Consider the following 20,553-nt stretch of genomic DNA (forward strand, 5'->3'; position numbering starts at 1 on the left):
ATACACCTCATCCCTCAACCTATGCCAAGCAAGCACCATAAACTTTTTTCATCTCTTCAACAACCAGTTTTTGCTCATAGGGTTTTACAAGTACTCTGGCCCGTTCACCCATCTCTTCCCTCATGGATGGCCCTGCATACAAGCGTTTCACCGCAAAGGAGAATGCCGCTTGTTGATCAAGCTCTACAAGAAAGCCACTCTCTCCATCAACCACCAAATCACGATTCCCGCGACACCTGCTTGCAACAATGGGAAGCCCCGTCGCCATCGCTTCCATTAAAAAGACCGGCAGACCTTCCCGATAAGAACTGGAAACAACCACGTCTGAAAGTTGCAAGAGCTTGTCCACATCTTTTCGAAAACCCAGCATTTCAACATGTTTTTCAACCCCCAAAGCCTTGATCAAGGCATGGTATTCCTGATCCAAAACACCTTCGCCAACAAGAAGTAATTTTATCTTGGGAATTTCCTTTCGCAATTCATCAATCATTTGAATCAATAACGTCTGATTTTTATTCTTATTATAATCCGCCGCCAAGGTTAAAATAAAGGCATCCTTCTTAAAGCCATATTCATTTCTCAAAAGCAGCTTCTCCGCCTGACAAACGGGGTGATATTTCTTTAAGTCAACCCCCACACCATGTACATGTACCAAGGTCTTTGCAGAAAAGCGGCGTGTACGCGCTAATTCATAGTCCTCTTTATTAATGGTAATTAAACAGTCCGTCCAGCGTGCCAGTTGTTTTTCAATCGGATAATAGACAGCCCAAGCAAACTTGCTGGCACCTTTAAAGAAATGAAAACCATGGGCGGTATACACAACTCGGCTTCCCTCTTTTCTAGCCTTGATGGATGCAAGCCGACCAAGAACACCGCCCACTGGCGTATGGCAGTGGATCAAGGAATATCCTTCAAGATCAATTGCTTTTTTCAACTGAAAAAAAGCTTTCACATTAGACAGTCGCAAGGGATTTCGTTTGATTGCAAGCGAAATTTTCCTATCACAATAAGGGATTCTTTGGTCTCCCCCACAGGCGACATGCACTTCATAGCCGGCCTTTTTAAATTCATGAAGATAGGGCAAGTGAAATTTCATAATATGACCCTGATCTTCTGTTGCAACAAATAATACCTTTTTCGTCATCTTCAAATCATTCACCTTACTTTTCCAATCCTTCTCTATCCTCAAACAAAAAAAACCATATGCTTGTCATCATGCTTACAGCCTTACATCCGTTTCTTTTCTGATGCCAAATACCATTGATAAACCGTTTCAATGCCCTGGTCCAAAGAAACCTTGTGCTTCCAACCGGTCTCTTTTAGCAAACCAATATCCAGCAGTTTTCTGGGGGTGCCATCCGGCTTGGAAAGGTCCTTAACAATTGTTCCCTTGTAACCAACAACCGATTGAATGATTTTCGCCAATTCACCAATCTCCAAATCCTCCCCAGTCCCAATATTCACATGGATCTCCTTGCTGTAATGTTTCATAAGATGCACACAGGCATCGGCCAAATCGTCCACATAAAGAAACTCCCGCTTGGGTTTCCCCGTTCCCCACATAACAATTTCACTCTTTCCATTTACCTTGGCTTCATGAAATTTTCGAATCAATGCAGGCATTACATGAGAATTTTCCAAGTCAAAGTTGTCATTAATCCCATATAAATTGGTCGGCATGGCAGATATAAAATCACACTTGTACTGACGCCGATAAAATTTACATAACTCAATTCCAGCGATCTTTGCAATCGCATAGGCCTCGTTGGTCGCTTCCAAAGGTCCTGTCAACAAGGCCTCTTCACTGATGGGCTGTGACGCCAACTTTGGATAGATGCAAGACGACCCCAAGAACAACAACTTTTTTACCCCATATCGATAGGCGCAGTGAATTACATTGGCTTCAATCATTAAATTGTTATAAATGAATTCTGCGGGATAGGTATTGTTGGCCTGAATCCCCCCCACTTTGGCAGCCGCTAAAAAAACATAGTCCGGCCGCTCAGCCTTAAAAAAAGCCTCCACTTCGGCCTGCCTCATAAGATTCACTTCAGCAGATGTTTTTCCAATAATATTCTCATATCCCCGCGCCTTTAAGTTTCTAACGATTGCAGAACCAACCATTCCTCGGTGACCCGCAACATAAATCTTTGCCTCTTTATTCATCATAAGCCTCTCTAATCAAATTCTCGTTGAATTCTCGTCTCTCGATCAACCCGCTTCATATCGCTTTCAACCATGATTTTAACCAGGTCTTCAAAGCTTGTTTGCCTTGGATTCCAAGCAAGCATGGTCTTTGCTTTGGTGGGATCACCTAACAATTGCTCCACTTCAGAAGGACGAAAATACTTAGGGTCCACCTCTACCAAAACCTTGCCGGTCTTTTGGTCAATGCCCTTTTCATCAAGGCCTTCGCCCTGCCAGTCCAATTTAATCCCCGCTTCTAAAAAGGCCAGGCTGGTAAACTCCCGCACAGAATGCATTTCACCCGTGGCAATAACAAAGTCTTCGGGCTGGTCATGCTGCATCATCAACCACATGCACTCCACATAGTCGCGGGCATAGCCCCAGTCTCGCTTTGCATTCATATTTCCCAAATACAATTTTTCTTGACTTCCCTTTAGAATTCGCGCCGCCGCCAAAGTGATTTTCCGTGTAACAAAGGTTTCACCCCTTCGCTCTGACTCATGATTAAATAGGATGCCATTGACTGCAAACATATTGTAGGCTTCTCGATAATTCCTTGTGATCCAATAGGCATATAATTTGGCCACCCCATAGGGTGAACGTGGGTGAAAGGGAGTCGTTTCTTTTTGTGGCACTTCCTGGACTTTGCCAAAGAGTTCTGACGTTGAAGCCTGATAAATTCGAGTGTGCTTCTCATATCCCAAAAAACGAACGGCTTCCAATAAGCGTAAGGTTCCAATTCCATCCGTATCTGCCGTGTACTCAGGCACCTCAAATGAAACCTTTACATGCGACATGGCTGCCAAATTATAAATCTCGTCAGGCTTAATTTCCCGCACCAGCCGAATCAAATTTGTCGAGTCTGTCATATCACCATAGTGCAATTGCACCTTCCGTTCACTCTTCATATCCTTGATCAATTCATCCAAATACAGATGTTCAATTCGACCCGTATTAAAGGAGGAAGATCGACGAATAATGCCATGCACCTGGTAGCCTTTACTTAATAATAGTTCGGCTAAAAACGATCCATCCTGCCCCGTGATCCCTGTGATTAATGCCACTTTACCCATATAAATAACCTCCGTCCTAATTTTTACCTAAAGCCCTTCTCACGCCATTCTTCATCACTAAAAATCGATGAATTATGCTTAGCACGCAAGAAGGAGCTATGCCATTTCGTCTCTTGATTTCATCATACTCGCGAAATACATCTTTGGGATTGTCGTTGCCAATGCCGCCTTCTCGCCAAGCTGCCACCTCAACATCTTTCATAATCACTGGTGGAAAGTTTTTATAAGCCCGCAGCAAAAGATCATAATCCATGGCGTAACGACATCCAAGATTAAAGCCACCGTACTTGTCAAAATACTTGCGATTCATAAACATGCCCTGATGAGGCAAGCGCATACTAAAGAGCAAATAGGCCTTGCAAAAATGCAAGTTCTTAGGCGCAATCCAATATACCAAATCCCCCGTTAGATTCACCCGGTGAATCTTGCCGCAAACAATCATATCATCACAATCGACCCCATCCATCATTTCTTCTATGGCCTGGTCCTTTAAGAAGTAATCGTCTGCACCCAAAAAATAAAGAAAATCACCCCTGGCATGCTTAAGGCCCTTGTTAAATGCATCCGCAATGCCTTCATCCGCTTCACTAATATAACGAAGAGAATCACCATATTCGTCTAAAATCCCCACCGTACCATCGGTTGAAGCACCATCAATAACAAGTAACTCCAAGGATTCGTAGGTCTGACTTAAAACAGAGTCAATTGCTTGTCTCAAATTTTCTTTTGCATTGTACGTCGCTATTATAACGGTTACCATTTTGCTTGCCATTTTCTCTGCCACTCTCCCGCTTCAATTATTCCATAAATTTCTATCTCTATTTTACACTATAATTTTCAATGTTTTACCTTAAAAGTCACCCAAGTCCCCTTATTTTTAATAACTGACCCTGATCCATACCAAAAACCAACTCATGCCTTGTCCCCCGATTTCTCCCTTTCCATCATAAGAGTAGTGAAAGGAGGTGATAATATGGCAGCAAATCTAATTCCTAGCGAATCGCGCCTACGTGCGACCTTGCAAGTGGGAAGTGATGAATTGGGCGAACCGATTTACAAGTCCAAAACATTTTCCCGTGTGAAACCCACTGCAACCCAAGATGCCGTTTATTCTGTAATGGACGCAATCATGGACCTGCAGGAACATCCGGTCAACGGATACGAACGAATTGACTACGGTCAATTGGAAGAAGCCATCTAGCAAGAACGCCTAACTAAAAGGAAGGAGGTGACATAATGACAAAGAAATTGCTAATGAGTTTTCGAAATGCAGACGGCAACCGGGTCAGCCTTTCGATTGATGATCCCCGAGCGAATGTGACAGATGCTGAAGTCAAGGCTGCAATGCAGATGGTCTTGGACGAGAACATCTTCGATTCCAACGGTGGTGCTTTGGTTCAAATCGTTGATGCAACGATTATTGAAACAACCAAAACCGACCTCGATGTAGAAGAAGCATAAATTCCCTAGGGCTGGCAAATGCCGGCCCTTTTTTTAGGCCAATTAAAGAAAGGAGAATCATATGGAAGAAATGATGGGAGCCGTTGGCAATGTTGGATTCCCCATCGCCGTCAGCATTTATTTGCTGGTCCGCGTGGAGAACAAGATGGACAAGCTCACCCAGAGCATCCAGGAGCTCTCCAAGGTCATTCAGGTGATGCAGAAATGAAGATCAAAGATTGCTGGCTCACCCCAAACCGATGGTCAAGGCCCCAAAGACGACTTCCCACAATCAAGGGGATCGTCATCCACTGGGTGGCTAACCCAAACACAACAGCAGAAGCAAATCGTAACTTTTTCGAATCCAGAAAGACGGGCGACAAAGGCTTTGGTTCCGCCCATGAAATCATTGGAAACCAGGGAGAAATCATCAGATGTATCCCAGAACATGAAATGGCTTACCATGTAGGATCCAAATCCTATCAAAAGGAAGGCATCAAACGCCTTTCTACCTACCCCAACAATTGCACCTATGGCATAGAATGCTGCCACACCGACAGGGCCGGCAGAATGAAACAGGCAACTGTTGTCACCCTCATTGAACGTCTTGCTATTTTATGTAACCGCTGGCAATTAAATCCCTTAACCGACCTCTATCTTCACCAAGAGATTGTGGGCTGGAAAGACTGCCACCGGTGGTGGGTCAACAACCCCGATGATTGGCAAGCCCTCAAGTGGCTGGTGAAGGCAAAGATGGACACAGGTGAAACCAGCATGGACTTTAAATAACAAAACAGACCGGCAACTATGTTGAGCAAACATGGCTGTCAGTCTGTTTTTCAATTCCATTTTGCAAATGAATAAAGTTTTTCGACTATACTCGTAAAAAAATTGCTATCACTTCTTTTTTCGACTATAATTTTATTAAGAGGTGATGTTATGAAAAGTAGAGATCTTTATCTCAATCAGCTAATCACGTTCAAAAATAAGAAACTAATTAAGGTAATCACCGGTTTACGACGTTCAGGTAAGTCAACTTTGCTCTCACTTTTTGAAAATCATTTACTCGCAAACGGTGTTGATAAGGACCATATTATCCGCATGAACTTTGAGTCTTTTCAGTTCGATGAAATTACTAGTTACAAAGAACTCCATGCCTACATTAATGAGCGCTTAATTGATAAAAACGAAAAACATTATATTCTTCTCGATGAAGTCCAGCAAGTATCTTCATGGGAAAGAGTCATTAATTCTCTCCTGGTGGATGCCAATGTTGACATCTATCTAACAGGATCTAATGCCTATCTATTGTCTTCAGAGCTTTCCACTCTATTGTCTGGCCGATACGTTGAGATTAAAATGCAACCTTTATCTTTCAAGGAGTATTTAGATTTCTTAGAAGCGGACAAAGAAGACAATCTTCTAGAGACCTTTAATCAATACCTTCAGTATGGTGGACTCCCCACTGTGATTGAATTATTAGACAAGCCGAATACCATCGACTCTTTCCTGGAAGGCATCTACAATACTGTACTTATGAAAGACGTTGTTGAAAGAAATGGCGTCAGGGATGCAGCTCTTCTTGAAAGCATTTTAAAATTCATCGCTGCTAATGTTGGTAACATTGTCTCAACAAAAAAAATAGCTGACTATCTCACCAGCAACGGTAGGAAAACAACCAGCGATACCATTGATAATTACCTTAAAATGCTTGAAAATGCATTTATCATTTACAAGGCCAATCGTTATGATTTAAAAGGGAAACTATTTCTCAAAACCCTTGAAAAATACTATATCGTCGACATAGGAATTCGCAATAAACTTACAGGGCTAGGTAATACCCATTATGGCCATGTATTAGAAAACATTGTTTATCTAGAGCTATTAAGACGTGGCTATCGAGTAAGCATCGGAAAAATCGGTTCGTTAGAAGTTGACTTTGTTGCTACTAAAGACGATGAAAAAATCTACTATCAGGTTTCTGCCACCATCATGGATGAAAAAACGAGAGCACGAGAACTAAGACCTCTTGAATCAATCTCAGATAATTATCCGAAATATATTTTGACCATGGATCAAACCATCTTCAATGACTACTCTGGCATCAAGGTAACCAATATCATTGATTTCTTGCTTAATTAGCGTGATGATGAAGGCCAACATTTAAACAAGAGCGAAGTAAACCACGTCAAACTTTTCAACTGGCCAGTCTACACGGGTTCTGGCTGTTCCTTACATAACTGATGCTCTAGTGCATAAAAAAACAAGTAGGCAGAGTTCTTCATTTCTGCCTACTTGTTAATTTCTTCGATAGAAGTTTTTTATTACAAAAGACCGTCATTCGTTTCAACGCAAACATTCTAAATGTTCATCGCTTTGTCCATGAATAACCTTTCTGCCCACTTGAATACTTCATCATTCTCCCCAATCACAAATTCTTGTCCCCTTGCAGCAGACTGAAAATATCCATCCTTCCAATTGTTTTTTGTATGATATGAAATCTCAGCATGACAAAAACAATCTGGTAAAGTCCATTTGCTTCGAGCCTCGCCAGGTTTGGTGAATACCAAACGGTCATCATAGGCAAAAACACCGTAGCCAGCAAGCTTGTCGTTAAAGCTTAGTGAATCCTTAGCAACATATATAGTATTCCCAGTCCGGTCTAATCGTTCACTGTATGTATGCGGATGTCCCATCATCCAAGGCTCAAAGACAGCCTCCCGATTAGCAGAAATGACGTCCCCCACCTGCAAATATCCATAGATGATATGCCGCCCATGCTTGTCGTTTTTGTCAAACTTCAACTTCCCATCCACCAAAACAGTCTTTCTAAACCAGCCAAAGTACAAGAAGAGATCACCAACCCCAACCGATTGATTCTTCAGATGGCTTTGTGCTGCTCCGATCTGGCCAAATAGCCCTTTCCAGCCAGATAGTCGCTTCACAGCTTCCACCCGAATATCCGGGTCCAAATGACAACCACTTATTTCACTCAAGATTGCCGGTTTTCCATCCTCTTTCATCTTGGTCCCATGCAATTCCCCCATGATCTCATAATAGGATTTACCCTTATAGGACAAGTCAGAAAAGCAAACAGATGATGATTTATCCGGAATGGGCAAAGACAACAAGGTTCCATCAGGTAAAATCGGATTTGCATATCCGCCAGCAGCGGAATCAAATCCTTTTCGACTTAGTATAATTTTCATTTCAACATCCTCCAGTATCCAAGTTACATATTCATTCAATGTGGATTACAATATCACATTCCTAATCCACATGAAACACAGTCTTAAATATATCCTTAGACTTATCTACGCTAAGAAATCCAAATTTCACAAGTTTCATCAGATATGAATAAATGACATCAGTGAGATCTGCTATACCTTTACATTCTTTCATATTTTTTAGATGTAGAAAATCATCAATTATGTCTTCCTCAAATGCAATAATCAGCATTGTACGTACTTCATCCAAAGTGAAGGAAAAGTGGTAACCAGGTTTTCTACTATTCACATAAATATACTGATCAAAAAGAACAGCCTGCCAGATTCTATGATCGCATCCAAAAACAAACTCACCCTTTATTCTTTGATTAATATAGTACGGTATTTTATTTTCATCAATTTGCATTCGGGAAACTGCACTTTTCCAACGCGAATCACACATATATTCGTTCTCCCACTCACTTATCGATTCTACTTTATCGAAAAAGTTGTGGACCGCATAGATTCTTTCAAGTTTATCCTTTCTTTCATTGCTCCTTCGTTCTCTACTCTTCTCCATTACATCTAAAAAATATCGTTGATTTCTATCTCGATTCATCAAAGCCTTCTCTCTATCCACTTCAGAATGCTTATTATAAATCCAACCCTTTCTGCCTGTAGATGCTATCACTTCGTTAAGGATCAACTCCTGATCAATAACGCCTTTCATATCTGATAAATCCACCTCAATTGTAGCAAGTTCATCCTGCCTTATTATTTCAAGCTTCCGATTATTAATCCCATGTGTCACCTTGATTTCAATCAATAGAGGTTTAACTTCCCCAGTTTTTTTATTTTCAACATATGCTACAACATCGGGTATAATCTTGCCAAATCGGTATTCAATTTCTACTCTTTCGAATGTGATTTCCCTTTCATCACATAGGATTCTACTCTTGTTCTCATAACCCGCATATACTTTAGGTAAACGTATCCACTTTTTTTCAGCTAAAAGTTCTTTGGCTTTTAGATGTACTGCTGTTTCAGCAGCATATCGACATGCATCTACTTCATGATGTGCAAATCGAGGAGTAAAATCCGGATCAGTCCTTGGTAATTTTGCTTGTAACCGCGCATCGCATGAGGGACAAAAACAATGGCATTCTAATCCAGTATTCTCACGTTTGATTTCTGAGATATGAACCAGTCTTTCAATACCATTCTCTCTGTACAATCCATAAGCTAACTTAACATTATCGGACATTTTCATCCCTCCTGACCATCTATTTTAATCATACTCTTGTTTGTATATTCTGTCTATTTTTCTAATAAAAGTTAATTTAGAATAAAAAAACGGCACTAACAAGAAGTCAGTACCGCTATATTCACCCCATATTCTCTTTTACCTTACCTTTACGCAAACATAAACGCCCCATCGATTCTTTTTATGGTCAATAGTCTCCACTATTAACCAGATCAGCAACCTTGATTACTCAACAAGGTTGCTGTTTTATTTTCTGTTGGTGCCTTTAAATCTGTATATGCTACTTTAAAAATACCACCATAATGCAATGAATTAAGAACTTATCTATTAGAGTAATATTTCTGATTTTTGCTTGTTGGTTTATCAGGAATAGTCAGTTTTAGTAGCTCTCCTTTAATCAATGGACGCAATATCTTTTGACTTAAATAACTTCTACTTTTAATTTCTAAGAATTCCTGAATTTCTACTCTTGTTTTAGGTTCTTTACAAAATTTCAATAACTTTGCTGTAATATCTTGGATTTCATCATGTTCACCATCATGTTCACCATCATGTTCACTACTCTTCGCTATCAATGGAATAATCGTTTTAAATACATCTCCCTCGATGAACTCAGGATCAGCACCAGAATAGATCTTGTTATATTTGTAAATGTTCCTAACTCCTGATCCTAGTTCATCAACCCATCCAATCTCTTTAAAGAACTTTGCAATCTTTGGATTCTAGGGATAAGGTGAAAAATCCTCTTCACTACAAAACAAACCCACCAAGTACCTAAATATCTTCAATCAGCCTAAATAGTGGGTTTTCTTTTGCTACTATTTTTAGTGTTTTACAACACCATTGTCGATGAGCCACATATTTCAACAAAAACCTATCCCGAGCTGATATTCAGCGACTCTTAGATTTTCACTTAATAATAAGTTTTACGTATACCTTCATCCTACGCAAACATAAATGCCCCAGACACCAACAACACGCTGTAAACCATCTTGGTGAAACTAGCCCCATCGATTCTTTTATGGGCAATATTCCCTAAAATCAAGCCAACCAATAGAAATGGAATCATATAGCCCAAAATTTCATAGACTTCTTGTCCATAACTTCCACGAGTCATATTTGTCGCAATCATAATGGTGTTTAGTGTCAACCAAATGGCAGACAGAGTTGCCCGAAAGGCACTCTTATCTGTCAGCTTCTTGGTGGCATAGGTCACAATAAAGGGACCACCAGAAGAAAAGGCACCATGTATAACCCCGCCTAGCAACAGAAATACATTCATAACCACAGCTTCTAGTCGAGGGTTAACCTTCAACTTCCCCACACCTGGCCAATAGCTTTTAACCAGTCCGCTTATGGCAACAAGTATCATAAAGACACCCAATAGAATTTTCAAAGGTGCTTCTGGCAGATAGGCAAACAAAAAGATCCCCAAGGGCAGACCCAAAATAACATAGCCCAATATCTTCAAATACTCTTTTACAACAATCGACTTTCGATCAGTGATAACAATATACAAAGCGAGAATCCAACCCAACATAGTAAGGACTGGCACCGCCGTTTTTACGCCAATTAATGCAATACAAAAAGGCAATGCAAGTACCGTACAGCCAAAGCCAGTAATGCCCTCTAAAAAATGGGCAAGTAACACAATAGTCCCCAATGCAGCAATCAATGTCATTCTTTACATACTCCTCTTGCCATCAATAATCAAGAAAGTCATCCATAAACACACCATAGTCTTGATCATTGATCAGCCTATTAATTTTGCTCTTCTCTGATACGAACTTAGAAAACAGTTCGCACAAAATAAATAAATCTTTGTCTCCTGATTTCTTCGTCTTGATCAAAAATAGCACTTCAACCACACTTTTTTCCCAAAAGATTGGTTTTTCCAGCACACAGACCATGCATATGTCTTTTCTAATCAGCTTATACAAATCCTGAAGATTAACCACTTTATTTCCAATTTCATGGGAGATAAATGGAATCTTTCTATCCTGGCTTTGTTCAATCATGCCCAAATTCACTAGCTTGTCATAAATTTCTGCCAGAATAATAGTTCTAGAATCACCCTTTACCCCAGTCACAAGAAATTCCGGACGAAAATAATTGTCGATATCCAAAGCATACAAATCGATTTTTCGAAGAAAATTTTGGACTTTCTCAATAAACAAGCCTTCTTCAACCGATACAAAGTGTTTAATGACCTTTGACTTCATCCGGTTAATCGAAACAACAAGATCCACTTCTTCGTATTTTTCTTCAGCCTCTTTCAAGTTAGAAAAACGAATCACCTCTGCATTGCTAAAAGAGGCTTTCAGCTCGTTTTCATACATTAAAGACTCTGATCTTCCTCTGGAAGAAATAAAGCCAATTTTAAAGAGCCGACTCTTTTTCAAATTCAAAAGGGCCATGTTAAAGTAAAACAGCAAGTAGCCAAATTCATCTAAAGGAATTTTGACCTTGTAATACGATTCAATAATTGCGACTGCTGAAATGGTTACCTTAGTCGCATATAGGTATTTTCTAAGGTTCTCATGAATAATTGGATTTCTAACAATCAAATTGTTATTGATTCGTTTAATCATTTGAGGAATATGAAGGGACAAGAATTTTCTTAAGCCAATGTCATTGGAAATTTCAATGTCAAAGTTGTTATAGATTTCTGCAAACACAGCATCTAAAACTTCATCCACATCAATACGTTGAGCACGACCCATTCCTTCCGATTCATCAATTACCCGTTTGCTGTCGATATGCATAAAAATATAGGCCACTTCTTCCCGATTAAAGGCATAAGAGAATATCGTTTCAACCTCATGGACCAGACCACTCACTAAAACAAATAAAGCGTCATTGCTGATTTTCTCAAAATACTTGTCCGATACCTCAATAAAATGCCCCTGCTTATTTCGAATTAAAGTAATGGCGATATGAATGGAAATATTCCGAATGGATATATCGGAAAGCAGAACATTGTTATCAATGGTCCAAGACCGTAAAATTCTTTCTACTTGATCAATCTGTCCAAGTTCAATAACAAAACTCTCTTGAATATTTTCCAAATACTGTTCAATAAAAACCTGTTCGTTATAAAAGATATATTCAGAAATACAAAGCCGCTTATTCTGCTCCGATCCCTTTACACGAATCCCGTAGTGGGGTCTTGATGTTATTTCCAAATTATATCTCTTTAATATTCGTTTCACTTCTTTAATATCTTGATTGAGTGTTGATAAACTCACATAAATTTCTTGAGACAATTCATCGAATTTCACATAGCTGTCATCCGTTAGAATTCTTCTTAAGATGTAAAAGACACGCTCATAGTTATGAACATGCAGGGTGTCAATGACCTTGATTTTTCTTGAAGAATTTAAGTCATTCAAATAGTCTTCAAAGTCAGAATCATGAATGGTAATGGTATATCCTTTTGAGGAACTAACCAATTGAATGAGATCATCATTAAGTTTCTTTTTAATCTCTTTGATTTCATATTTTATTGTCCGCAAAGAAACATTGATCAAAAGAGATAGATCATGAGACCGCAGTGTCCCCTTTTTATAGAGACTATTTACAATTAATATTTGTCTGCCCGTAAGATTATACTTTTCCATAAGCGCTCCCCTATAAAAATGCTACATGACCAGTTTCTCATGTAGCATCATTATAGCATATGGGTCTTTTATAGTACGCCGATCAAAACACCTGCAATGCCAATTGCAATTGTGGTAAACAATAGCATGGTTGGTTTTTGATTTTTCTTAAGCAACCAAAACATAAATAGTGTATAAGCCAATGGCAACAGCAAAGGAAAGATTTGATCCAGGTAGGTTTGCAATTCAAACTCAACCCCGCCAAAATTGCCAGCCAGTGCGGTTTTCATTCGAACCATGGATGCTGTCATGGCTCCAATCACGGTTAAACCAACAATGGTTGCCGCTTTAGACATCTTTGTAATCAAGCCAGACTCACTCGCAGAACTGATTAAGCTTGTACCAAACTTATAACCAAATACAAGACCGTAATAGCGCACCAAAAGATGAGGAATATTGTATAAAAGCAAGAACAATAGTGGGCCTAAAACATTTCCATCCTTTGCAAGGGAAACACCAATACCAACCGTAATCACTCGCAAGGTACCCCAGAAGATTGAATCACCAATACCAGATAAAGGACCCATTAAGCCGACTTTAATGCTGTTGATCGCCTCTCTGTCAAAGCTTTCATCTTGACTTGCTTTTAATTCCATGGCAGTTGCAACACCCGTTACTGTCGGTGCAAGATGAGGAGTAATATTAAAGATGGCCAAATGACGCTGAAGTGCTTCTGCCCGTTCTTCCTTGGTCTTGTAAAAACGTTTAATGGCAGGCCACATACCAACTGCAAAACCTAGACCTTGTTGACGTTCATAGTTGTAGGATGCTTCCAATACGAAAGAGCTGAGAAACAACTCTCTAAACATCTTCTTATCTTCTTTTGTTGACTTCACTTTATTACTCATCAAAAAGTCCCTCCATTTCATCATCCGCTGCATTTCCCGCTAGTGCAACCCCAACATCACTTTTTTCAAAAACAATGATAAAGGCCAATACGACACCAATAATTGTGATTGCTAACATTGGCAATGCCATATATGAGACTAGAATAAAACCAAGTAAGAAATAAAGGAAATTGCTTTTGTTCATCATTGGTCGTAATAGTAAAGCAAAACCAACGGCTGGCAATAAACCACCTGCAACCTTCAAACCACTCATAATAACCACTGGAATATTATCGACAAAGACTTGTACCGCTGCCGATCCGAATGTAATTGCTGTAAATCCGACAATAAAATAAATGGCACATTGCATAAGTAGTCCGCCAATATTTAATGAAATAAGACCTTTGATATTTGCTTCTTCTGCCATTTTTACTGCATAATCCATAAACCAACTACGAATAATAAAGATAACGACTTTCAATGATTGTGCCAAAATTGCAATTGGCAATGCCAAAGCCAAAGCGACTTCAATGCCTTCACCCGTTAAAATGGCAAACGCTGTCCCCAATGCTGCGCCAAAAAGCGGATCCGGTGGAACGGCCCCTCCAATTTGAATGGCTCCCATAAAGATCAATTCAAGTGATGCACCAATCATTACCCCTGTTGTTACATCTCCTAGTAACAAGCCAATCACTGATGAAACAACGATTGGTCTTGCAACCATGGATGTTCCCGTCATTTTTTCTAAAAACCAAATAACTGCTAATGTTAAACCAACTGATATTGCTGCTCCCATAGCTAAACCCCTCTCTAAAATTTAATTTTCTTGCGTATTGATTGATATTTTTTTGCAGACTCCGTGGGCACCTGTCGAACTTCAATCTCAATCCCCATTTCGTCCATTTGATCCAAATATTGAATATCTTCCTTTGAAGTAAATACTGCCGCAGAAAATGCTACTTTATCTACTGCTTTTTGCATGCCACCAACATTCAGCGAAGGTCTCTCTTCAATTAAGTTCAACAATTGATACGCATCCTTGGGGTTGGCTGTAATCACAAAGACTTTCAGCTTCGCCAATTTCGGATTCATCAATAATTTCCCTGCTTCTTCAATGGTTCGAACGGCAAGTTTCACACCGTCTGGCGTTGACATCTTCATGGCTGCTTTTCGAATGTCATCATTGGCAGCTGCATCACTGGCAATAACAATTGCCTGATAAGAGAGCGCTGCTCTCCAGCTATATGCAATTTGACCATGCAGCAGTCGGTCATCAATTCTCATTTTTACTATCATCTTGTCTCCTCACTAAAAATCAAAGTCATCTGCTTGATTCGGTTTAATCTTATCTCGAACCAACAACAAACCTTCTTTAGACACCTCAAGAATCTTTCTAACCGACTCCTCAGTCGCATTGTCTTCACTTAGCATAAGCAGTTCTAAAAGCAAAGGCAGACAGAGCCCTGTCACTAGAATGACTTGATCCAAATCAACTTTCAACATGGTTTTCTGGTTCACACTGCCACCAAATAGATCTGCAACAATAATTAACTTATCCACAGATAGGTCAACCGATGATAGATATGTCCCCAATTGTTCCTCAAAAGGCACATCGTTTGTATAAGCATTAATAAAACTCAAATTTTCTTGTTTCCCCATAATAATTTCAGCTGCATCTTTAATGCCTTCTGCAAACCGACCATGGCTAACCAATAGTATTTTTAACAAAGACCTTCACCTCCCCTTACAATAATTTTGTTATATAGTTGTTAATTGAAGAATTGATTCTTACACTTAAATCTCGACCCCGATCAACAGATATGCGATAAGCCAATACCTGCAAAGCTGTAATTGCTTCTAGCGGGTAAAAGTTCTCACTGGCATAATCAATGAAAATGTCCATGTCACATGCCTCAACATCACCAACTAAAATTGCATTCTCCCCAATCTCACCCCGGATAAAGGCGGCAATTCGCCCAGCCTTTTCGCTATCCACGCCAGACTTCGAAATCAAGAAGTAACCAATACTTTCATCAAAGGCATTTTGTGGCCCATGAATCAGCTCTTCCATTTCAAAGGAGTTTGTAAAGACCGGCACCATTTCCATAAATTTAATATCCGCTTCCATGGCAACTGGTAAAAGGTCTGCTGCACCGGCAAAGATAAATTTGTTGAAGCTTGAAATGGCCTCTGCATGTTTTTCGTACCAGATATGTGTACGGGCTGTAATTCCCTCAATGCTTGAAACAGCCTTCATAAAATCCAAAATATATCCATCATAGGCTTCAGGTGAAATACCCTTATCAACGCGAAGAAGATTCAAATACACCAGATACATGGTTGCACATGTTGTTGAATACCCAATGGTCCGGTACACATATTCTTCAATCCCCGTACCCATGTCCAAATCAAGGGATGCTTCTTTAGCAATAGCCGAATCACTATTTTCCGTAATGGCAATGTTCATCAGCCCCAAATTCTTAACCAATACCAAAGAGTCATATACCAATTTTGTTGAACCCGTTTGTGAAATAAAGATAGTCAACACATCATCTGTTAAAAACGACTTGTTATAGTAATGATAAAAATCATTTGGGTACATGATTTCAACCGGTACGTTTAACACCTTTTCCCCAAACATCTTTGTGGTTAAAGCAGCATTGTAAGAAGTTCCTGATCCAACGATTAGAATCTTCCCAATCTTCTTTTCACCCACATAAGCCTTGAGTTTATCATATATATCTTGTCTATTGTCACAAACATTCTTTAATTTTTCTGGAATCTCTTCAATACTCTTCAGTAGCGTTCTCATTTCGTCTCCTCTTGATCCATATGTTCTTGTAACTATGATTATAAAGACTTCTCAGCTACACTCAACTTTACCATTTGCACTCCATAGGGTGCAAGTTTCAAATATAACGATTTTATACACAAAAAAAAGGCAACCAGCAGGTTGCCTTACCATGACTATTCAATTATTTTCCTTCGTACACGTTTCCTTGCAACATGTATGAAATAGTAGAGTGAAAGACCGATACAAACACCAAGTGAATCAATCATTACATCCATCAATGCCGGTCCTCTACCAGGCACCATCATCTGATGCATCTCATCCGATAGTGCGTACAAAACACAGATAATCAGCGTATGCCTGGCATTCTCACGGCCATGTAATCCATTCCGTGCAAAGGCATGACTAACCAAGAAGCCCAGAATCAAATAGGCAAGCAAATGCGCATTCTTTCGAATCAAATGATTGAAATCATCGACATCGAATTCAGCAGAAGGAACCACAGTTTGAACAGCTTCTACAATAACTTCTGTCACCCCATGACTCAAGGCATTCGACTCAACAGCTACTTGTGAAGACAGGCTATAAATCACACCCATCCACAAAAGGACCAATGACCATGCTATGACAATGATGATTGTTCTTGATCTGGTTAACTCCATCCTTCCCCCCGGTAGTTTATACTAATCTCTACAATACAAATCTCTTGTATAGATCTTTTCTTCCACATCACGTAGGTCTTGATCCATGCGATTACAAACAATCACATCCGATATAGCTTTAAATTCTTCCAAATCTCGAATCACACGAGAGTTGTAAAAAGATTCTTCTTTCAATGCTGGTTCGAATACAACGACTTCAATGCCCTTGGCTTTGATTCGTTTCATAACACCTTGAATAGAAGATTGACGAAAATTATCAGAACCAGTTTTCATCGTCAGTCGATGCACACCAACAATCTTCGGTTTTCGTGCCAAAATCATATCTGCAATATGATCTTTCCTTGTTCGATTGGCATCAACAATTGCACCCATTATGTTATTTGGTACATGTGCATAATTGGCTAAAAGTTGTTTTGTATCCTTTGGTAAGCAATAACCCCCATAACCAAAAGATGGGTTGTTATAGTGGGAGCCAATACGTGGATCCAAACTAACACCATCTACAATTTGCTTTGTTTCTAAACCACGGACTTCCGCATAGGTGTCCAATTCATTAAAAAACGAAACGCGCATGGCTAAATATGTATTGGCAAAGAGTTTAATGGCTTCCGCTTCTGTGGAATTGGTGAAGAGTATGTCGATATCTTCTTTAATGGCCCCACCAGCCAACAAAGAAGCAAACTTTTCAGCACGTTCAGATTGCTCACCAACTACAATACGAGACGGATATAAGTTATCGTATAACGCTTTCCCCTCACGCAAGAATTCAGGCGAAAAGAGAATATTCTCCGTATCAAACATTTCACGTACTTTCTCAGTATATCCAACTGGTACAGTAGATTTTATTACCATTACCGCATCCGGATTAATCGATAAGACATTTGCTATCACTGCTTCAACGGTGCGCGTATTAAAGTAATTCTTTTCAACATCATAGTTTGTTGGTGTGGATATAATAACAAACTCAGCATCTTTAAAGGCCAAGTAATTATCGGTTGTCGCAACAAGATTCAAAGATTTATTCGCCAAGTAGTCTTCAATCTCTGTATCAATAATCGGTGATTGGCCCCGATTAATCATATCTACTTTTTCTTTGATAATATCCAATGCAATAACTTCATTGTTTTGTGCCAAAAGAACCGCATTCGATAAACCTACATAACCAGTTCCTGCTATTGTAACTTTCATGTCAATACCCCCTCAACCTACTATTATTCCTTCGCTCCATAAAATTCTTTATACCATTTAGCAAAATAATCTAGTCCTTCATCAAGACTTGTACTTGGTTTGAATCCAAAGTCCTTTTCTAGTTCCGATACATCCGCATAGGTTTGATAGACATCACCTTGTTGCATTGGCAATAATTCCTTCTTTGCCAAAGTATCAATAATACCGTATTTCATGAGTTTCAGTTCCAATATATTTACAAAGTTCATTAAACTCTCAGGACTGCTATTTCCAATGTTATATACCTTATATTTCACACCATCTTCATTCGGCTTCGGCGCTTTATTCATCACATTAATCACACCGGTTACAATGTCATCAATATATGTAAAATCACGATACATTTCACCGTAGTTATAAATTTGTATCTTTTCACCTTTGACTAGTTTATTGGTAAATTTAAAATAAGCCATATCTGGTCTTCCAGCAGGTCCATAAACAGTAAAAAAGCGAAGCCCTGTAGCTGGAATATCATAAAGCTTAGAATAAGCATGAGCCATTAACTCATTTGACTTCTTCGTTGCTGCATAAAGTGATACCGGATTGTCCACCTTGTCATCAGTGGAATATGGAACTTTTTTATTAGATCCATAAACAGATGAAGATGATGCATAAACTAGATGTTCAACTGGATTATTCCGACATGCCTCCAAAATATTAAAGAAGCCAATAATATTAGCATCAATATACGCCTGAGGGTTATCAATAGAATAGCGTACTCCTGCTTGTGCTGCTAAGTTAACAATGATATCAGGTTGATGCTGTGCAAAAATAGAATCAACAGCCTGTTTATCTGCTAAATCACCTTTTATAAATGTGAAGTTAGGAGAAGATTCAAGCTGAAATAAACGATATTTTTTTAACTTCACATCATAATAATCATTCACATTGTCAAATCCGATTATTTTATTATCTGAAATTAGAGCTTTGGCTAAGTTAGAACCTATGAAGCCAGCCGCTCCTGTAATTAAGATTGTTTTCATTTTTTGTCGCTCTCGCCTTTCATGGGTAAATGCTTCTACCTCATAAGTTTTTTTATCACATTCATTAATCCTAATTTAATTACTATCTTTTTTATAATCAATCTAAATTTTCTTTTGATCCTAATTGTTAATTTATCTGTACAATTTTTTTTTACTAATCTATCAAAAGATAAATTATCTTTTTCTGCCATAAACATATCACGCTTAGCATTATATTGAGAAGATTTAATCGCCGCTGAATTATATTTAACAGCTTCTTCTAGATCAACTTCTTTATAAATCATTCCATCTTTTATTTCATTAAATACACTTTGTCCGCTCTCACTATTTACAAATATTAAAGATGTTCCTTTATCATCATCCATCTCTGGCAACATATTTTGAATTCCCCAGAAATCTGCAAGTGTAATATCACTCTGACGATTCAACCCTTTAAATTTACAATCATAACACGATGGTCTCAAACAAACATCTTTCAAAAAAGCTCTCATGTAAAGATCTTTATGTAGATTTTGTCGATACTCTGTATTGTTCTTGAATAAAAATAATACAGAGTATCGCTTCCAACCTTCATCCTTTTGCCTAAAATCAATTCTCTTGACTCGTGACTCTGCCCTACTTTCACGAAATTCAACATACTTACGCCATATCTCTGGTGAAGGTACTCCATGGCAAATAATGTCTATCGTTATGAGATTACTATACGATTTACCTAAATAGGATTGCAATCCCGCAATCTGACAAGGCGTACCTGTAAATAATACTCCTCTTTTAGAATCCAAAAATTTCTTTGCTTGCTGATATGAATCCCCGATCTTGCTCTGCACATATTTTGATCCTCTAAGTTGCCAAAGTCTTTCTTTTGCTTCTACATAGCTATGTTTAACTTCAAACTCATCATTAAAACCTGCTCCAAAAACAACTCCGCCTAAATCGATTATTTTTTCTGCAATTAATGTAAACATTCCACCAGATGAGCTATCTAACCTAACATCTTCATCATTATTTAAACACGCATACGATTTCGGATTACTCTCAACCATAGTTTTATTAATTATAGGACATACATCAATGCATTTACTACATCTTATACATTTCTCATAATTAACTCTAGGATATCTAAATCCTTCTTTATCTTCATCCATGGCAATACAACCCGCTGGACAAATACTATAACATGCATGGCAACCCATACAACTTTTATATTTTTTTAACTCTTTATCAATCATATTAA

The 20,553-nt window shown here is 38.9% G+C and carries 23 protein-coding genes; 5 read left to right on the forward strand and 18 right to left on the reverse strand.

Going from position 1 to position 20,553, the window contains the following annotated elements; all coding sequences use genetic code 11:
* Positions 1-19: 19 nt before the first annotated feature.
* The 4 genes from AC25CA_RS14800 to AC25CA_RS14815 form a co-directional block, all read right to left on the reverse strand.
* Entirely contained in the window at positions 20-1,144 is a 1,125-nt protein-coding gene (locus AC25CA_RS14800) for a glycosyltransferase family 4 protein (protein ID WP_486814608.1), read from the reverse strand.
* A gap of 83 nt (positions 1,145-1,227) precedes the next feature.
* On the reverse strand, positions 1,228-2,169 hold the full coding sequence (gene fcl, locus AC25CA_RS14805; RefSeq protein ID WP_486814609.1) for a GDP-L-fucose synthase: 942 nt from the start codon (positions 2,167-2,169) through the stop codon (positions 1,228-1,230).
* A gap of 8 nt (positions 2,170-2,177) precedes the next feature.
* Positions 2,178-3,260, reverse strand: a complete 1,083-nt coding sequence (gene gmd / locus AC25CA_RS14810) for a GDP-mannose 4,6-dehydratase (protein ID WP_486814610.1) — start codon at positions 3,258-3,260, stop codon at positions 2,178-2,180.
* Between the two features lie 16 nt (positions 3,261-3,276).
* Positions 3,277-4,032 carry a glycosyltransferase family 2 protein gene (locus tag AC25CA_RS14815; protein WP_486814611.1) on the reverse strand — a complete coding sequence of 252 codons (756 nt, stop codon included), beginning with the start codon at positions 4,030-4,032 and terminating at the stop codon, positions 3,277-3,279.
* A gap of 201 nt (positions 4,033-4,233) precedes the next feature.
* Between AC25CA_RS14815 and AC25CA_RS14820 the strand changes: the two genes are divergently transcribed.
* The 5 genes from AC25CA_RS14820 (at position 4,234) to AC25CA_RS14840 (ending at position 6,842) form a co-directional block, all read left to right on the forward strand.
* Positions 4,234-4,461: a DUF1659 domain-containing protein gene (locus AC25CA_RS14820; protein WP_486814612.1), complete on the forward strand. Its 228-nt coding sequence runs from the start codon at positions 4,234-4,236 to the stop codon at positions 4,459-4,461.
* A gap of 35 nt (positions 4,462-4,496) precedes the next feature.
* Positions 4,497-4,721 carry a DUF2922 domain-containing protein gene (locus AC25CA_RS14825; RefSeq protein ID WP_486814613.1) on the forward strand — a complete coding sequence of 75 codons (225 nt, stop codon included), beginning with the start codon at positions 4,497-4,499 and terminating at the stop codon, positions 4,719-4,721.
* Positions 4,722-4,782: 61 nt separating this feature from the next.
* The gene (locus tag AC25CA_RS14830; protein ID WP_486814614.1) at positions 4,783-4,929 is read left to right on the forward strand and encodes a YvrJ family protein; all 147 of its coding nucleotides are present in this window, start codon (positions 4,783-4,785) and stop codon (positions 4,927-4,929) included.
* Positions 4,926-5,489 carry a peptidoglycan recognition protein family protein gene (locus AC25CA_RS14835; RefSeq protein ID WP_486814615.1) on the forward strand — a complete coding sequence of 188 codons (564 nt, stop codon included), beginning with the start codon at positions 4,926-4,928 and terminating at the stop codon, positions 5,487-5,489. Before AC25CA_RS14830 ends, AC25CA_RS14835 begins: the two co-directional genes overlap by 4 nt.
* 150 nt (positions 5,490-5,639) lie before the next feature.
* Positions 5,640-6,842, forward strand: a complete 1,203-nt coding sequence (locus AC25CA_RS14840) for an ATP-binding protein (protein WP_486814616.1) — start codon at positions 5,640-5,642, stop codon at positions 6,840-6,842.
* 218 nt (positions 6,843-7,060) lie between these two features.
* On the opposite strand, the gene AC25CA_RS14845 is transcribed toward AC25CA_RS14840, so the two are convergent.
* From AC25CA_RS14845 to AC25CA_RS14910, 14 genes are all read right to left on the reverse strand, one after another.
* The gene (locus AC25CA_RS14845) at positions 7,061-7,909 is read right to left on the reverse strand and encodes an Nmad3 family putative nucleotide modification protein (RefSeq protein WP_486814617.1); all 849 of its coding nucleotides are present in this window, start codon (positions 7,907-7,909) and stop codon (positions 7,061-7,063) included.
* A 61-nt stretch (positions 7,910-7,970) separates the two neighbouring features.
* Positions 7,971-9,170, reverse strand: coding sequence for a competence protein CoiA family protein (locus AC25CA_RS14850; protein WP_486814618.1), 1,200 nt, complete (start codon positions 9,168-9,170; stop codon positions 7,971-7,973).
* Positions 9,171-9,490: 320 nt separating this feature from the next.
* Positions 9,491-9,745, reverse strand: a complete 255-nt coding sequence (locus AC25CA_RS14855; RefSeq protein WP_486814619.1) for a Fic family protein — start codon at positions 9,743-9,745, stop codon at positions 9,491-9,493.
* A gap of 368 nt (positions 9,746-10,113) precedes the next feature.
* Entirely contained in the window at positions 10,114-10,851 is a 738-nt protein-coding gene (locus tag AC25CA_RS14860; protein ID WP_486814620.1) for a sulfite exporter TauE/SafE family protein, read from the reverse strand.
* Positions 10,852-10,873: 22 nt separating this feature from the next.
* Positions 10,874-12,790: a BglG family transcription antiterminator gene (locus AC25CA_RS14865; RefSeq protein ID WP_486814621.1), complete on the reverse strand. Its 1,917-nt coding sequence runs from the start codon at positions 12,788-12,790 to the stop codon at positions 10,874-10,876.
* Between the two features lie 68 nt (positions 12,791-12,858).
* Positions 12,859-13,677, reverse strand: coding sequence for a PTS system mannose/fructose/sorbose family transporter subunit IID (locus AC25CA_RS14870; protein WP_486814622.1), 819 nt, complete (start codon positions 13,675-13,677; stop codon positions 12,859-12,861).
* Complete coding sequence (locus AC25CA_RS14875) at positions 13,670-14,452, reverse strand: PTS mannose/fructose/sorbose/N-acetylgalactosamine transporter subunit IIC (protein ID WP_486814623.1); 783 nt, start codon at positions 14,450-14,452, stop codon at positions 13,670-13,672. Before AC25CA_RS14875 ends, AC25CA_RS14870 begins: the two co-directional genes overlap by 8 nt.
* Positions 14,453-14,466: 14 nt before the next feature.
* Entirely contained in the window at positions 14,467-14,952 is a 486-nt protein-coding gene (locus tag AC25CA_RS14880; RefSeq protein ID WP_486814624.1) for a PTS sugar transporter subunit IIB, read from the reverse strand.
* A gap of 12 nt (positions 14,953-14,964) precedes the next feature.
* Positions 14,965-15,384, reverse strand: coding sequence for a PTS sugar transporter subunit IIA (locus tag AC25CA_RS14885; RefSeq protein ID WP_486814625.1), 420 nt, complete (start codon positions 15,382-15,384; stop codon positions 14,965-14,967).
* Positions 15,385-15,400: 16 nt separating this feature from the next.
* Positions 15,401-16,468: an SIS domain-containing protein gene (locus AC25CA_RS14890; RefSeq protein ID WP_486814626.1), complete on the reverse strand. Its 1,068-nt coding sequence runs from the start codon at positions 16,466-16,468 to the stop codon at positions 15,401-15,403.
* A gap of 155 nt (positions 16,469-16,623) precedes the next feature.
* Positions 16,624-17,109 (reverse strand): VanZ family protein, encoded by a 486-nt coding sequence (locus AC25CA_RS14895; protein ID WP_486814627.1) that lies wholly within the window; start codon positions 17,107-17,109, stop codon positions 16,624-16,626.
* A 21-nt stretch (positions 17,110-17,130) separates the two neighbouring features.
* Positions 17,131-18,297: a nucleotide sugar dehydrogenase gene (locus AC25CA_RS14900; protein ID WP_486814628.1), complete on the reverse strand. Its 1,167-nt coding sequence runs from the start codon at positions 18,295-18,297 to the stop codon at positions 17,131-17,133.
* Between the two features lie 23 nt (positions 18,298-18,320).
* Positions 18,321-19,319 (reverse strand): NAD-dependent epimerase/dehydratase family protein, encoded by a 999-nt coding sequence (locus AC25CA_RS14905; protein WP_486814629.1) that lies wholly within the window; start codon positions 19,317-19,319, stop codon positions 18,321-18,323.
* A gap of 35 nt (positions 19,320-19,354) precedes the next feature.
* Positions 19,355-20,548, reverse strand: a complete 1,194-nt coding sequence (locus AC25CA_RS14910; protein ID WP_486814630.1) for a Coenzyme F420 hydrogenase/dehydrogenase, beta subunit C-terminal domain — start codon at positions 20,546-20,548, stop codon at positions 19,355-19,357.
* Positions 20,549-20,553: the final 5 nt, after the last annotated feature.

This window comes from Gottschalkiaceae bacterium SANA, from assembly GCA_036323355.1.
Classification (GTDB): domain Bacteria; phylum Bacillota; class Clostridia; order Tissierellales; family GPF-1; genus GPF-1.